We start from the raw sequence: 15,081 nt of genomic DNA, 5'->3' as shown, positions 1-15,081 counted from the left end.
TACGGCGGGTCAGCGCGTCTCGACGGCCGTTCCGTCCACGGCGGTGGTGCCGTTGCCGCCCGAGGTGTTGTTGCCGCCCAGGCTGGACGCCGAACCGAGCCGGCCCAGCAGACCGGCCAGATCGATCCCGGTGAGGTCACTGCCGAGCTGGAGCCCCTGGGCGACGTTTCCGGCCACCGACTTCGTCAGCGACGAGGCACCGTCGGTGGAGATGACCGTCATCTTGTCGATCGCCCCGATGGGCGCGCTGGCCGCCTCGACCACCTGCGGCAGCACCTTGACCAGCAGGTCCAGCACCGCCGCCTCGCCGTAGGCGGCGAACGCCTCGGCCTTGCGCGCCATCGCGTCGGCTTCGGCCTCACCCTTGGCGAGGATGGCCGCGGCCTCGGCCTGACCTTCCCGCTCCACCGCCTCGGCGATCGCGGAGCGTCGACGCTGCTCGGCCTCACCTTCCTTGGCACCCTCGATCGCGTTCGCCTCGGCGAGCGCGGCACGCCGGGCCCGCTCGCCCTCACCGGTGAGTCGGGCCTGCTCGGCGGAGGCCTGCGCGGCGGCGATGACCGCCTGCCGCTGTGCGTCCGCGTGCAGCACCGCCGCGTTGCGGGACGCCTCGGCCTCCTGCTCCACCTTGTACCGGGCCGCGTCGGCCGGCTTGCGCACCTCGGTGTCCAGTTGGCGCTGCTTGAGTTCGGCGTTGCGCTCGGCGACCTTCTGCTGCTCGGAGAGGATCGCCTGGTCCCGCTCGGCCTGGGCCAGTGGCCCGGCGGCGGCGGACTTCGCCTTCGCCGCGTCGATCTCGGCCTGGATGCCGGCCTGCTTGAGGGCCAGGTTCCGGTTCGCCTCCGCGATGGCCTCCTCGGCGAGCAGCCGCTCCTGCTCGGCCTGCTGCCGGGCGCGAGCCTCGGCGATGGCCGCGTCCTTGAGCACCCGGGCGGCCTCGGGCCGGCCCAGGTCCTGCAGGTAGGACCCCTCGGCGAGGATGTCCTGCAGCTGGAAGGTGTCCAGCACCAGGCCCTGGTTGGTCATCGAGTGCTCGGCTTCCTCGGCGACGGCGCTGGCGAACGCGGCTCGGTCCCGGATGACCTCCTCCACGGTGAGCCGACCGACGATCGAGCGCAGCGCGCCGGCCAGCACCTCCCGGGTGAAGTTGTCGATCTCGTCCTGCTGGTGCAGGAACCGCTGGGCGGCGGCCCGGATCGCGTCCTCGGTGCCGCCGACCTTGACGATCGCCACACCGTGCAGGTCGGCCCGGATGCCCTGCTTGCTCACCGCGCCCCGGATGCCGACGTCGATGCGCCGACTGGACAGGTCCAGCGACTGGAGCTTCTGCACCACCGGCAGCACGAAGACCGAGGCGCCCAGCACGACCTTCTGCCCGGAGTTGTCGGTGGAGCGGCCGCCGTCGGCGGTCTGGGTGGTGCGGCCCTTGCGGCCGGTGACGATGAACGCCTCGTTCGGCCCGGCCACCTTGATCCGGGAGAGCACGAAGAGCACCAGGATGAGCGCGAGGAGGACCGCGCCACCGATGGCGATTAGCAGGGCCATAAGGAGTCCCGTTCTGCGAGGAGGAGGTCAGTAGGTTTCGACGTGCACGCTGGTCTCGCTGAGCGCCTGCACGACGAAGACCTGGGTGCCGATCGGTATCGGCTGATCGGCACGGGCGCTGAGTTTGACCGGTTGGCCGGCGAGGCGTACCCGGACCTGGCCGTAGCCGTCGACCGGCACCGGGGTGACGACGAGGCCGATCGCACCGACCAGGTCGTCGCGGGTGGGGGTGGGGTCGGTGCGCATGTTCCGAGCCGCCCGGCTCAGCCGGGACGCCAACCAGCCGGTCGGCACGGCCGCGAGCACGCCGCCGACCGCCGCGCCGAGGACCATGCCGGGGGTACGCGCACCGAGCAGCTCGTTGACGATGGCCCCGCCGAACCCGAACGCCCCGGCGAAACCGGCGACCGTCTCCACCGAGATCGGACCGTCCACGTCGGCGTGCCCGAACTGGAACAGCTCGGTGCCGAGCAGCGCGAGCGCGAGCACCCCGATGCCGGCTGCGCCGATGATCAGAAAGATGAGCGTCCCCGTTGCCACGACCTGCACGGTATCGACGTGGCGCAACATCTGACGATCGCGCTCGATCAAAGGTGATCTTGTTTTGGTGTAGATCGAAAACGGGGCAGCGCCCGACGGCTCGGGCGCGTTATCTTCTGCGCCGCCGGCAGATCGTCCCGGTCAACACGCATCGAGAGGACCTGCCCGTGGCCGACCCAATCATCCCGAACGTCGTGGTCGTCTTCTACATCGTCAGCCTGGCGTTGACCGCGGTCGTGCTGCTGGGCGTCGCGATCACCTCGTTCGCCACCACCTCCCGGGTCGACCGGGTGCTGGCCGGTATCGGTGGTGCCCTCGCCGGCTACTATGTCTACTACCTGCTCAGCTCGAACGACGAAACCGTCGCGATCTTCTACGGGGCGCTGCTGCTCCCCTTCTACGCCGGGCGCAAGCTCTACCTGGGTTTCCGCGACCGCGACCGGGCCCGCGCCGAACGGGCCGCGGCGAAAGAGGCGATCCAGGCCGCCGAGGAGTGGCGCTCGGCCCGACGCTGGTAGCCCTGCCGGCAGCGGCGTCGGGGAGAATGGGTTGATGCGCTGGACCGTGCTCGACTCACCGATCGGTGAGTTCTCCGTCGCCACGGACGGCACCAACGTGTGTGGCGCGTCGTTCGGACGGGTCGAGGCAGCGGTCGACGAGCCCGGTGACGCGTTGTCCCGGCAGGTGGCGACCGAGCTGCGGGCGTACTTCGCGGGTGAGTTGACCGCGTTCACCGTCCCGGTGTCGATGCCACGCGGCTCCGACTTCGAGCGCGCTGTCTGGCGGGAGATGACCCGGATCGCGTACGGGGAGACGCTGACGTACGGCGAGGTGGCGCGCCTGGTTGGCGACCCCGGGGCGGCGCGGGCGGTGGGAGTGGCGTGCAACCGCAACCCGGTCCCGGTGATCGTGCCGTGTCACCGGATCGTCGGCGCGGGCGGCAAGCTGGTCGGGTTCGGTGGAGGTCTGCCGCGCAAGGTCAAGCTGCTGGAGTTGGAGGCCGGGGTCGCCCTGCGACACGCCTGGTCCTGACCCCCAGCCCGGCCGGCCCGGCCCGGCGCATGATCGACTCCACACCGCCGATGTTGCGGTGTCAGGCCGCTCGGATACCGCCATGTCGGCGATATGGAGTCGACCACGCCACCGCCACCGCCACCGCCGCCGGTGACTCGGCCCCGGCCGTACCTGAAGATGGCGAGCTGAACGCGGCGAGGGCCGGGCCCATTCGGACCCGGCCCTCGGCCGTGCTTGCTGCTCAGCGGGTCAGCGCTCGACCTCGCCGGCGATGAACTCCTCGACAGCCTGGTGGGCGTCGTGGTCGGCGTACTGCACCGGCGGCGACTTCATGAAGTACGACGAGGCCGACAGGATCGGGCCGGCGATCTTCCGGTCCAGCGCGATCTTCGCGGCCCGGACCGCGTCGATGATGACACCGGCCGAGTTCGGCGAGTCCCACACCTCGAGCTTGAGCTCGGCGTTCAGGGGGGTGTCACCGAACGAACGGCCCTCCAGGCGGATGTACGCCCACTTGCGGTCGTCCAGCCACGGCACGTGGTCCGACGGGCCGATGTGCACGTCGCTCTTGCTCATCTCGTGCGGGATCTGCGAGGTGACCGACTGGGTCTTCGAGATCTTCTTCGAGACCAGCCGCTTGCGCTCCAGCATGTTCATGAAGTCCATGTTGCCGCCGAAGTTGAGCTGGTACGTGCGCAGCAGCTCGACACCGCGGTCCTCGAAGAGCTTCGCGAGCGCGCGGTGCACGATGGTGGCACCGACCTGGCTCTTGATGTCGTCACCGACGATCGGCAGGCCCGCGTCCTCGAACTTCTTGGCCCACTCGGGGTCGGAGGCGATGAAGACCGGCAGGGCGTTGACGAACGCGCAGCCGGCGTCGATCGCAGCCTGCGCGTAGAACTTGTCGGCCTGCTCGGAACCCACCGGCAGGTAGGAGACGACCACGTCGACCTGCGCGTCACGCAGTGCCTGCGCCACGTCGACCGGCGTGGCGTCGGACTCCTCGACGATCTCGCGGTAGTACTCACCCAGACCATCGAAGGTCGGGCCGCGCTGCACGGACACGCCGGTCGGCGGCACGTCGCAGAGCTTGATGGTGTTGTTCTCGCTGGCGACGATCGCCTCCGCGAGGTCCATGCCCACCTTCTTGGCGTCCACGTCGAACGCCGCGACGAACTGCACGTCAGAGACGTGGTACTCGCCGAAGGTGACGTGCATGAGACCCGGGACGCGGTCGTTCGGGTCGGCGTTCCGGTAGTACTCGACGCCCTGAACCAGGGACGAGGCGCAGTTACCCACACCGACGATGGCGACGCGGACGGAGCCCATAGCGTCTGCCTCCTTCTTTTCTGTCACGGCCGCTCATTCCTGGTCTCTCCAGGCGGAGGCGGGCTGTTGTCTTCTCGTCGGCCGCCGGCTGTCCCGATGTTCGGGACCGTCGGGGCTCGGCCGGAGCGCTCGTTGGCAATGAGCTCCTCCAGCCAGCGGACCTCGCGCTCACAGGCGTCAAGGCCGTGGCGCTGCAGTTCCAGGGTGTAAGCGTCGAGGCGCTCGGCCGCTCGGCCCAGCACGTCGCGAAGCCCTTCGCGACGCTCCTCGATCTTGCGGCGGCGACCCTCCAAAATGCGCAGTCGGGTCGCCTGGTCGGTCCGGGCGAAGAACGCGAAGTGCACTCCGAAACCCGTGTCGTCATACGTCTCGGGCCCGGCCTGTGCGATCAGCTGGCCGAAGCGTTCCTTGCCTTCCGCGGTGATTTTGTAGACCACCCGACCTCGTCGGCTGGTCAGCGCGGGAACCTCCTCGGCGGTGACGGGTGTCTCAGCAGCTTCGGTGATCCATCCCGCCGCCTGCAGCCTGCGTAGGGTCGGGTAGAGCGAGCCGTAGCTGATTGCCGCCCGGATCGCGCCGAGTTTGGCGGTCAACTCCTTGCGCAGCTCATAGCCGTGCATCGGAGACTCCTGCAGGAGGCCGAGGATGGCGAACTCAAGCACTGGCCACCCTCTCTTTACCCTCCGGCTTGAAGTGGTAACCGCCGCGATGTATCGGACCGATACATCGCACGTTAGCGGGTCGCGCGGGCCAGGGCAAACCCCCGTTCCGGGATGCTGTCGTCACGGATCGTGAGCGTGGTCGCCTGGTCGGGCCGGACCGCGTACCCTTCTCCGCATGCGTACGCAGCGCCAGGTCGTCGACTACTCGCTTCAGAAGCGAGCAGTGCTGCGTGAGCTCCTGGCCGGTCGGGTCGGCACGTACGACGTCTGCGACGCGTCGCCGTACCTGAAGAACGCCGCCCGGTTCCACGGAGAACCAACTGACCGGCGCTGCCCGATCTGCCGCAGTGAGAACTTGACGCTCGTCCACTACATTTACGGTGACGAGCTCAAGCAGTCCGCCGGGCAGGCCCGGACACTGACCGAGCTGCCCGTGCTGGCGATGACGCTGCGTGAGTTCCAGGTCTTCGTGGTGGAGGTGTGCCTCGGCTGTGACTGGAACCATCTCGTCGAGCAGTACCTGCTCGGCCGGGATGGTCTGATCGGCGAGAGCGACGGCACCGGCGAGCAGGACGTGGCGTCCGCCGAAGGTGCGGGTCGGCGGAGGCGAGAGGCGCAACGGTGATCGCAGCTGGTTGGACCGGCCCCGGGGCCATCAACGAAACCCGGAACGGTCGACCGCTCGTTGGTCCGATTGGCCCGATTGATACGGCAATGACCTCGGTGATACGGCACCCCCGTGCCGGTGTCCCGGGTGAAGCAACTCACGGCAACCCGGTGGCGGCGCAGTTGCGCCCCACCGCGACCGGCAGGGTGTGAGGAATGAACTCGTACGGCGATCCCAGTTCTGCGCGCGGACGGGCCCAGTACCCGGGCGCGGACGGCGACCCCGGGTCGGGAGCGGACGACGCGTACCGCCGACCCGGCGGTGACTCCCGCGGGAGTGGCTGGTCGGCATCGGAAGGCGACGCGGCAACCCCGGGCCGCGCCTCGGTGACGCCACGAGCCGCCGGTGGGCGGGCCTCGGTGGGCGGTTCAGCCTCGGTGCCACCGCGTGGCGCCGCGGCGGCTGGATCCGCCTCGGTGGGTTCGGCATCCCCGGGCCGAACAGGGCGGGCATCGGTGCCGGTGTCACCGGCACCGGGCGTGGCCGCCGGTCGCGCCGGAGCGGGCCGGGCATCGGTGCCCGTGTCCCCGGCGCCGGGTGCACCGGCGGGTCGGGCCGTGGTCGGTGCCGCCTCTGTCGGCACCGCGTCGGCGGGCCGGGCCAGTGTCGGCTCCGCGTCGGTGGGTGGCCGGGCCGCGGTCGCTCGGGCGAGCGTCTCTCCGGTCTCCGGTGGGTCGGGTGGGCCCGGCGGGCCCAACGGTCCCGGTGGGCCCAACGGCCCGGGCCGGGGCGGTCGTGGTGCGGGCGGCGCGGGTGCGGCGCGATCCAAGAAGCGCAAGCGGATGAACCTGCTGATCGCCGGGGTCGCGGTCTTCATCATGCTGGCCGGTATCGGCGTGGTCGGGTTCACCTACTACTCGACCAATGTGGTCATGCCCAACGAGTTGCCGTTGCCGCTGTCCACCACCGTGTACGCCAAGGACGGCAAGACCCAGTTGGCCAAGCTGGGCAGCGAGAACCGCACCTTCGTCACCATCAACCAGATTCCGGAGCACGTGCAGCATGCCGTGGCGGCGGCCGAGGACCGGAACTTCTACCGGCACTCGGGCGTCGACTACAAGGGCATCGTCCGAGCCGGATGGAACAACATCTCCGGTGGCGACAAGCAGGGTGCCTCGACCATCACCCAGCAGTACGCCCGCAACGCGTTCGAGAACCTCCAGGACGACACGTACGGCCGGAAGGTGAAGGAGGCCATCCTCGCCTCCAAGCTGAACGACGCGTACAGCAAGCCGGAGATCATGCAGCACTACCTCAACGTCATCTACTTCGGACGCGGCGCCTACGGCATCGAAGCGGCGGCACAGACCTACTTCGGCAAGGCGGCGAAGGACCTGAGCGTCGGCGAGGGTGCGGTGCTCGCGGCGGTCATCAAGCAGCCGGTGCCGAGCGAGACCCACAAGGGCTTCGACCCGGCGGTCAACCTGCCGGACGCTAAGTCGCGGTGGGACTACGTCATCACCGGCATGAAGAAGGAAGGCTGGGTGGACGCCCCCAACAAGCCCGCGTCGCCGACGGAATACCCGAAGGTGCTGCCGCCGAAGAAGGGCGGGAACGGGTTCGGTGTCGACAGCCCGCGCGGCAACGTCATCAACTACGTCCGCCAAGAGATGGACGAGATGAAGCTCTGCTCCGACAACGGCGCGGAGGGCAAGAAGAGCTGCGTGGACGCGCTGCGGGACGACGGCTACCGGATCACCACCACGATCGACCCGAAGTTGCAGACCGCCGCCGAGAACATCGCGATGCAGTCGAAGAAGGGATCGTTGCTCAACGAGCAGCCGAAGAACCTGATGGCTGCGGTGGTCTCGATCGACCCGTCGAAGGGTCGCGTGCTCGCCTACTACGGCGGTGACAGCGGCGCCGACTTCGACTACGCCGGCAAGAACACCGACAAGAACGGCGACCTGACCGGCGGACACCAGCCGGGCTCGTCGATGAAGGTGTACACCCTGGCCGCCGCGATCGAGGCCGGCATCTCGGTCAAGTCGCACTGGGACCCCACGCCGTACAAGCCCAAGGGCTCTGCGGTGGCGATCGGAAACGCAAACCGCACCAACCTCAAGTGCGGCAAGTGGTGCACCCTTGAAGAGTCGACGGTCCAGTCGTACAACGTGCCCTTCTACTGGGTCGCCGACACGATCGGCGCCGACAAGGTCGTCGACATGGCCAGGAAGGCCGGCGTGACCACGATGTGGGGCGTCGACCCGCCGCAGGCCTTCGACCTGTCGAAGAAGGGGCCGAACCCCTTCGACAACTACACCGGTTTCGGAAAGTACCCGATCACCGTGTTCGACCACGCCAACGCCATGGCCACGTTCGCCAACGACGGCAAATACATCAAGGCCCACTTCGTCGTCAAGGTGGAGCAGCAGGACAAGGACACCGGTAAGTGGAAGGTGGTCGGCAGCGAGCGCATCAAGCCCGAGCAGCGGATCCCCAAGAAGATCACTGACGAGGTCACCGGCGTCCTGAAGCAGATCCCCCGCCCCAACGACATCTCCCTGGAAGACGGCCGCCAGGCCGCCGCCAAGACCGGCACCTGGGAGTACGACAACGACGACAACTCGCACGCCTGGACGGTCGGCTACACCCCGCAGATCGCCACCGCGGTGTGGGTGGGCAGCCGGGACCCGAAGAAGCCGCAGATCCGGCTCACCGGCGGCAAGGACATCGGTGGTTCCACTCTCCCCGGACCAATCTGGGAGAAGTACATGAACGCCGCCCTGAAGGGCCAGGAGGAGATATCCCTGCCCAGCGTCACCGGCGAGGGTGACGTCACGAAGGGCAACGGCGTGGAGACGCAGGCGCCGCCACCGCCGATCTTCCCGGGCGGCCAGCCGACCTGTAACCCGCTGACCACCCCGTTCTGCGATACCCCCGGCGGCAACCCTGGCGGCAACCCGGGCGGCAATCCTGGCGGCAACCCCGGCGGAAATCCTGGGGGTAACCCCGGTGGACCCGGGGGCGGTGGTGGCGGCGGCGGTGGAGTGCTGCCGAGCCTGCCACCCAACCGGGACTGACCCGCACCACCGCATGACCTCGCCGCCGGCCGGACGAACGATTCCGGCCGGCGGCGGCGTTTTCCTACCGGGATCTCCGCGCCGGGACGGGACGGACACCCCTGTCGTACGGCAGGATGCCTCTTCATGAGCACCCAGTCGACGCCCGGCATCGACGACGCCGGAACCACTGACCACCCGTCCCGCTCGGATGGGTTCGTCCGCGGCATCTCTGGCGCGATCGGCGGCCCGCTGGGCGACCACGCGACCGCGTTGGACCGGCCGGCCGGCCAGGAGCGGCGCTTCTGGACCGCCGTCCGGATCGTGCTCGCGCTGGCCTGCCTCACTCTCGCGCTGCACTGGGTGCAGAAGTCGCCCTGCCAGGACGGCGCCTGGCAGAACAACACCCAGTACACCCGGTTCTGCTACACCGACGTCCTCGCCCTCTACTACGCCGAGGGACTCAACGAGGGCAAGGTGCCCTATCGCGACCACCCGGTCGAGTACCCGGTGCTGACCGGCTACTTCATGGGCGCCCTGGGCCTGCCGGTGCACGCCGTCGGTGACGGCGACCCGAGCATCAACCAGGGCCAGTGGTTCTACAACCTCAACGCGCTGGTGCTGGGCGCGCTCGCGGTGGCCACCGTGGCGGTGATCCTGGCGCTGCGCCGCCGACGACCCTGGGACGCCGCGTTGTTCGCGCTCGCCCCGGCGCTGGTGCTCACCGCCACCGTCAACTGGGACCTGCTCGCCATCGGGCTGGCGGCCTTCGGCCTGCTGGCCTGGGCCCGAAAACGACCAGCGACAGCCGGCGTGCTGCTCGGACTGGCCGGTGCGGCGAAGCTGTGGCCGCTGTTCCTGCTCGGGCCGATCCTCGTGCTGGCGCTTCGCGCCAACCGGCTTCGCGCCGCGCTCGTCGCCACGGGTACGGCGATCGCCGCGGTGGTGCTGGTGAACCTGCCCGCCGCACGGGCGTACCCGGACAACTGGGACCGGTTCTTCGAGCTGAACACCACCCGGCCGATCGACTGGGGCACGCTCTGGTACATCGGGCGCTATCTGGACGGCAAGGTCGGCAACGACCCCGCCCGACTTGGCCCGTTCGAGTGGCTGAACGCCAACATCCCCACCCTCAACACCCTCTCGTACGCGCTGTTCGGGTTGGCCTGTCTCGGTGTGGCCGTGCTGGCGTTGCGGGCGCCGCGCCGACCGCGACTGGGTCAGCTCGCGTTCCTGGTGGTCGCGGCCTTCCTCATCTTCAGCAAGGTCTGGTCGCAGCAGTTCGTGCTGTGGCTGCTGCCGCTGGTGGTGCTGGCCCGACCGAAGTGGGGTGCGTTCCTGGCCTGGCAGATCGCCGAGGTCTGCTACTTCGTCGCCTTCTACGGTGAGCTGCTCGGCGCGGCGACCAGCCGTCCGGTCTTCCCGGAGGGCGTGTTCGTGCTGGCCTCGACGCTGCGGCTGACCACTGTGGTGGTGCTCTGCGTACTGGTCATCCGGGAGATCCTGCACCCCGAGCGGGATGCGGTGCGAGCCACCTATCCGGACGACCCGGACGGCGGCGTGCTCGACGGCGCCCCCGACGCCCCCTGGCTGGACCGATGGCGCCGCAAAGCACCGACCCTTGAACCCGCACGCGAGCCCGCCACCACCACCTGATCCGCAAGGATTCGCGCGGCTTGCTGGCGTGAGGGTTTGCGGGGGAGCCGGTCCGGCGCAGGGATCAAGCCTTCGATCCGCAAGGATTCGCGCGGCTTGCTGGCGTCAGGGTTTGCGGGGGAGCCCGCCCGGCGCAGGGATCAAGCCTGCGACCCGCAAGGATTCGCGCGGCTTGCTGGCGTGAGGGTTTGCGGGGGAGCCCGCCCGGCGCAGGGATCAAGCCTGACCGCCCGGAGCCGGGTGGGCTCCCCCGCAAACCCGCCCTAACCAGCAACCACGTTCACAGCCGGAAAACCACGGCCGAGCCGACTTCCTGACGGGTGATGCCGAGCGACTCGACCGGCGCGTCGATGCTGATCTCCCACGGGGTGCCTGCCACCTGCTCGCGCAACAACACCACGGTGCGGACGCCGAGCGTGCGCAGGTAGTCGACGCTGGTCTGGTTGGGGAACGACTGGCTCACCCGACGGACGTCGTCGAGCTGGCGCGGGGTGAAGCCGCTACCGCCGTTGACCACATCGGGGAACCCACTGGTCGACCAGAGCATCACGTGCTGGTCCAGGCTCTGGTTGCTGGGCAGCACGAGCAGGGGCCCCTCCGCCGAGCGCATCGCGGCTGGTTGGGTCGGCACCACCGGGTGCGGCGTGGTGTTCAGGCCCTCCAGGGTGACCAACAGCAGCGGCAGCAGGGTGGCCGTCCGCAGCCACGGCCCCGGCCACGACGGGATCCGCTGCGCGGTCAACTCGCGGACCCGGTCGGTGAGCGCGGTGACCGCGCCCGCCGCGAGCAGGCCGAGCAACAACGTGGTCCAGAGCATCAACCGACCAGGGGTACGCAGCGCACTCCAGCCCGGCACGTGCTCGAAGAGCGGCACGTAGGTGAAAGTGCCGTCGAAGAAGCGCGTGCCCATCGCGAAGACCATCGTCACCAGCACCCCGGCGAGCAGCAGCAGTCGGTGCCGCAGCCGCCAGACCGAGAAGAACAGCCCACCCAGAGCGAGCGCGTAGAGCACGAAGCCCGGCAACAGGGTCATCTCCGGGTGCCACGGCAGCGCCGCGCGGGCGCCCTCGTGCAGTCCACCCCAGATCCGCGACTCGGCGGGCGCCGTCACGAAACCCGACGCCGGCGGCGAGAAGATGCTGATGTCGCGGATGGTGCGTTCGGCGTACGGGTGCAGCTCGGTCACCTTGAAGAACGGGATCGCCATCAGCAGACCCACACCCGCGAACAACAAGCCGCCGAGCAGGTCGGCGACGAGCAACCGGCGACCGAACGGTATGGCCCGGCGGGTGCGCAACCGCCGCACGTAGAAGAGGACGACGGCGACCAGGACCGCGCCGCCCAGGAGGTACGCGAACGGCAGCCCGATGCCGAAGCCGAGGCTGAGCTGCCAGGCCGCCACCAACCAGCCGGCGTAGATCCAACCGTCGTGCCGGCGCTCCGGTCGGTAACCGTGCCGCAGTGACCACCCGTGTCCGCGTGCCAACATGGCCAGCGCCAGCGGAATCCCGCCGTTGGAAAGCACGTGCAGGTGCCCGGCCTGGGCCAGCAACCACGGCGCGTAGGTGTAGCTGACGCCAGCGACGGCGGCGCCGATTCGGCCGGCCCCGAGCTGACGAGCCAGCGCGTACGCCCCGAGCGTGGCGAGCGCATGCGCCAGCACGAACATGATGTTGTAGCGCAGCACCGCGTCTTCGGGGCCGCTGCCGAGCATCCCGGCCGGGGCGTACCCGAGCAGTGTGTCGGAGAACGCGAAGCTCCACAGCTCGGGGAAGAACGTGTTGGACTGCCACAGGTGCGCCGGGTCGGTCAGCAGGATGTGCCCGGACCAGGCCATCTGCCAGGCCTGCAGGCTCGGGTCCCAGTAGTCCTGCGGGAGTGTGTAACGCGGGTAGCGCAGCGTCGGCCAGGTCATCAGTACGGCCAGTACCAGCGCACCGAGACTTGCCAGGGTCCATTCGTGGATCAGGAACCGGCCGACGGCCCGGCCCGCCCGGCTAAAGATGGACGGCTTCGGGTCCGGAGCGGAAGCGAACGCCTCCCACCGATCAGCGGCCACCGGCTTCGACTCGCCGTCGGTCTTCACCCGACCGTCGGCGTCGCCCGCCTTTTCATCCTTGGCCGCGCCGCCGCCCTTGGTCGCAGCGTCCTTCGTGCCACCGTCCTCGGCCGGGTCACCGACCTCATCGGCGTCGCCCTTGGTGCTGCCGGCCTTGGCTGCGTCGTTCTTGGCTGTGTCGTTCTTGGCTGTGTCGTTCTTGGCCGTGTCGCTGTTCTTGGCCGCCGCAGCGGTCTTTGCCGTGTCGCCGGTCTTTGCCGTGTCGCCGGCTTTTGTTGCCGCACCGGCCTCTGCCGTTTCGCCGTCTTTGGCTGCCTCAGCGTTCTTGGCTGCCTCGCCAGCTTTTGCCGCGTCGCCCTTCGCGCCGTTGTTGGCGGTGTCGCCCTGAGTGCCGTCCGTGGTCGCGTTGCCCTTCGCGCCGTCCGTGGCGGCGGTGTCCTTGGCCCACCACCGCCATGCTCGGCCACGACCTCGGTCACGCCGGCCGAGGGCTGCGTCGATGGCCTTGGCTGTCGCACCATCCTCTGCCGCGTTGCCGTCTTCGGCCACATCGCTCTTCGCGGGGCGGGGCTGGTTGTCACCAATGGTGCCGTGGGGCGTGCCGTTCGTGGCGGCTCCGGTCGTCGTACCGTCGGTCGGTCGCGGGCGGTGCGCGCCGCTCTCCGGGGTCGGCACCGCGGATGCCTTGTCGGAGGTGCGGGCCGGTTGGGCGGGGGTGCTCGTTGCGGCTGCGGCTGCGGTGGCAGGTTGGGTCTCGGCCTCCGCGCGGGCGGGGGCGGGCCGGGCCTTACCGGTCCCGGGTTGTCCGGTCGTCATGCTGTCTGGCTCTCCGTCCCGAGCTGCTGACGGAGAAAGTCGATGTCGGCGGCCTGTCCGGCTGCACCGCCTGGTGTCTCGACGACCACCGGTGCCCCCGCTGCCCGAATGACCGCCACCACCAGCTCGGGGTCGATCGTCCCGCCGTCCAGGTTGTCGTGCCGGTCCTGGCCGGAGTTGAACGCTCCCTTGGAGTTGTTGGCGTGCACCAGGTCGATTCGTCCGGTGATCGCCTTGACCCGGTCGACGAGGCCGAGCAGTTCCTCGCCGCCCGCGAACGCGTGGCAGGTGTCCAGGCAGAAGCCCACCTCGTAGTCGCCGACGGCGTCCCAGAGCCGCGCGAGCGCGTCCAGTCGCCGGGCGCACGCGTTGTCGCCACCAGCGGTGTTCTCGATCAGGACCGCCACGCCGAAGCCGCCGGAGTCGGCTGCGTACGCGAAGGTCTTGCGCCAGTTGTCGAAACCTACGGCCAGGTCGTCCCCGGCGTTGACGTGCCCGCCGTGAACGATCACGCCCTTGGCGCCGATGTCGGCGGCCGCGTTGGCGTGCCCGAGCAGCAGCTTCCGGCTGGGGATCCGGATGCGGTTGTTGAGGGTCGCCACGTTGATGACGTACGGCGCATGCACGTAGAGGTCGACCTCGGCCGCGCGCAGCCGCTCGGCATCTTCCCGAGGCTTGGGCGCCTTCCACCCCTGTGGGTCGGAGAGGAAGAACTGCACGGTGTCGGCGGACCGGTCGGCCGCCTCCGCCAGCGGGTCGGTCGAATCGACGTGGGCTCCGATACGCATGCGAGCGAGCCTACGTCGCGACCCTGACCGCCGGAGCGACGGTCGGGGCGGTGTCGCTCGGGGTTCACGTCACCAGACGGACCGGCGATCGTTGATGGGTTTGAACCGGCAACCAGTTCCCGGTAAGCCGGCGGCGTGAGCGCCGCGTACGGCGACCGGTGGTCGACGGACGACAGCGAGGTCACCTCCGCCACGCGGCCCGGCGCGGCGGGGGCGGCCCCTTCGCACACCGGGTTCCGGCCGATGAAGAATCTCGGAAATTTGTGCCTTTTCCCCCGACAAGGTACGAGTGCCGTTGTATCGTCAGATAACAACACGATAAAGCTCCGCGGGGCGTCTTCGGTCCAACCTCATCGGTGTGGTCGTTCCTCCCCAGGTCCCACCCAAGGAATGCGGACGGGACGCCCCGCGGCCTCGTAGACGGGGGTCCACCACCGGCCGGTACACGGTCGGACGGTGGACCCCCGTCACCACGTGTGGGTACCGACCCGACCGCCCCGGGCGTGATCGTTCGGACCGGGTATCCTGGTCAGGTTGTCCGCGTCCGGCCGGGTTCCCCCGGCACGTGCGGGCAGCGACGCACGACCTCCTGCCACGGAAGGACCGTGGCCGCTTAGCCCACAGGAGGTGAGCACGTCTTGCGTCATTACGAGATCATGGTGATCCTTGATCCCAGCCTCGAGGAACGCACCGTCGCCCCGTCGCTCGACACGTACCTGAACGTGATTCGGACTGCGGGTGGCTCGGTTGAGAAGACCGATGTGTGGGGCCGCCGGCGCCTCGCGTACGAGATCAACAAAAAGGCCGAGGGCATCTACGCCGTCGTCGACCTGCAGGCTACGCCTGCTGCCGTGGCCGAGCTGGACCGTCAGCTCCGGCTCAACGAGTCCGTGCTGCGCACCAAGGTCATCCGGCCGGAGATGCGCTAAGCATTTCAGTCCGGCAATCAACCCGGTTCGCCCGGATCAGCCTCCGCGACTCTGTCGTACGGCTCTGCGAGCCT

Annotated in this window: 12 protein-coding genes; 6 read left to right on the top strand and 6 right to left on the bottom strand. The window is 69.3% G+C overall.

The features are described 5' to 3' along the window. Window positions 1–9: 9 nt before the first annotated feature. The gene (locus JOD64_RS14195) at window positions 10–1,545 is read right to left on the bottom strand and encodes a flotillin family protein (RefSeq protein WP_204942668.1); all 1,536 of its coding nucleotides are present in this window, start codon (window positions 1,543–1,545) and stop codon (window positions 10–12) included. Window positions 1,546–1,572: 27 nt separating this feature from the next. Then, on the bottom strand, window positions 1,573–2,115 hold the full coding sequence (locus JOD64_RS14190; RefSeq protein WP_204942667.1) for an NfeD C-terminal domain-containing protein: 543 nt from the start codon (window positions 2,113–2,115) through the stop codon (window positions 1,573–1,575). Between the two features lie 137 nt (window positions 2,116–2,252). On the opposite strand from JOD64_RS14190, the gene JOD64_RS14185 reads away from it, so the two are divergent. Both JOD64_RS14185 and JOD64_RS14180 read left to right on the top strand, forming a co-directional pair. After that, complete coding sequence (locus tag JOD64_RS14185) at window positions 2,253–2,603, top strand: hypothetical protein (protein WP_204942666.1); 351 nt, start codon at window positions 2,253–2,255, stop codon at window positions 2,601–2,603. Between the two features lie 34 nt (window positions 2,604–2,637). Continuing rightward, entirely contained in the window at window positions 2,638–3,117 is a 480-nt protein-coding gene (locus JOD64_RS14180; RefSeq protein WP_204942665.1) for a methylated-DNA--[protein]-cysteine S-methyltransferase, read from the top strand. A 231-nt stretch (window positions 3,118–3,348) separates the two neighbouring features. Here JOD64_RS14180 and JOD64_RS14175 read toward each other — a convergent pair whose 3' ends face one another. Both JOD64_RS14175 and JOD64_RS14170 read right to left on the bottom strand, forming a co-directional pair. Then, window positions 3,349–4,428 (bottom strand): inositol-3-phosphate synthase, encoded by a 1,080-nt coding sequence (locus tag JOD64_RS14175; RefSeq protein WP_184179985.1) that lies wholly within the window; start codon window positions 4,426–4,428, stop codon window positions 3,349–3,351. Window positions 4,429–4,451: 23 nt separating this feature from the next. Continuing rightward, window positions 4,452–5,090, bottom strand: a complete 639-nt coding sequence (locus tag JOD64_RS14170; RefSeq protein ID WP_110564821.1) for a PadR family transcriptional regulator — start codon at window positions 5,088–5,090, stop codon at window positions 4,452–4,454. Between the two features lie 175 nt (window positions 5,091–5,265). On the opposite strand from JOD64_RS14170, the gene JOD64_RS14165 reads away from it, so the two are divergent. The 3 genes from JOD64_RS14165 to JOD64_RS14155 all read left to right on the top strand — a co-directional run bounded on the left by JOD64_RS14165 (window position 5,266) and on the right by JOD64_RS14155 (window position 10,415). Beyond that, a complete protein-coding gene (locus JOD64_RS14165) occupies window positions 5,266–5,715 on the top strand; it encodes a DUF5318 domain-containing protein (protein ID WP_204942664.1) in 450 nt (149 codons plus the stop codon). 197 nt (window positions 5,716–5,912) lie between these two features. Beyond that, complete coding sequence (locus JOD64_RS14160) at window positions 5,913–8,780, top strand: transglycosylase domain-containing protein (RefSeq protein WP_204942663.1); 2,868 nt, start codon at window positions 5,913–5,915, stop codon at window positions 8,778–8,780. 126 nt (window positions 8,781–8,906) lie between these two features. After that, a complete protein-coding gene (locus JOD64_RS14155; RefSeq protein ID WP_204942662.1) occupies window positions 8,907–10,415 on the top strand; it encodes a glycosyltransferase family 87 protein in 1,509 nt (502 codons plus the stop codon). Between the two features lie 280 nt (window positions 10,416–10,695). Here the strand turns inward: JOD64_RS14155 and JOD64_RS14150 are convergent, their stop codons facing one another. Beyond that, window positions 10,696–13,290: a putative glycosyltransferase family protein gene (locus tag JOD64_RS14150; protein WP_239559512.1), complete on the bottom strand. Its 2,595-nt coding sequence runs from the start codon at window positions 13,288–13,290 to the stop codon at window positions 10,696–10,698. After that, a complete protein-coding gene (locus tag JOD64_RS14145; RefSeq protein ID WP_204942661.1) occupies window positions 13,287–14,078 on the bottom strand; it encodes a deoxyribonuclease IV in 792 nt (263 codons plus the stop codon). Before JOD64_RS14145 ends, JOD64_RS14150 begins: the two co-directional genes overlap by 4 nt. A gap of 638 nt (window positions 14,079–14,716) precedes the next feature. Here JOD64_RS14145 and rpsF point away from each other — a divergent pair. Continuing rightward, the gene (gene rpsF / locus JOD64_RS14140; RefSeq protein ID WP_007073791.1) at window positions 14,717–15,007 is read left to right on the top strand and encodes a 30S ribosomal protein S6; all 291 of its coding nucleotides are present in this window, start codon (window positions 14,717–14,719) and stop codon (window positions 15,005–15,007) included. The last annotated feature ends 74 nt before the right edge of the window (window positions 15,008–15,081 follow it).

The sequence above is a fragment of the Micromonospora luteifusca genome (assembly GCF_016907275.1).
Classification (GTDB): Bacteria; Actinomycetota; Actinomycetes; order Mycobacteriales; family Micromonosporaceae; genus Micromonospora; species Micromonospora luteifusca.
The sequence above is the reverse complement of the archived record's forward strand: the minus strand, read 5'-3'. Positions and strand labels throughout refer to the sequence as shown.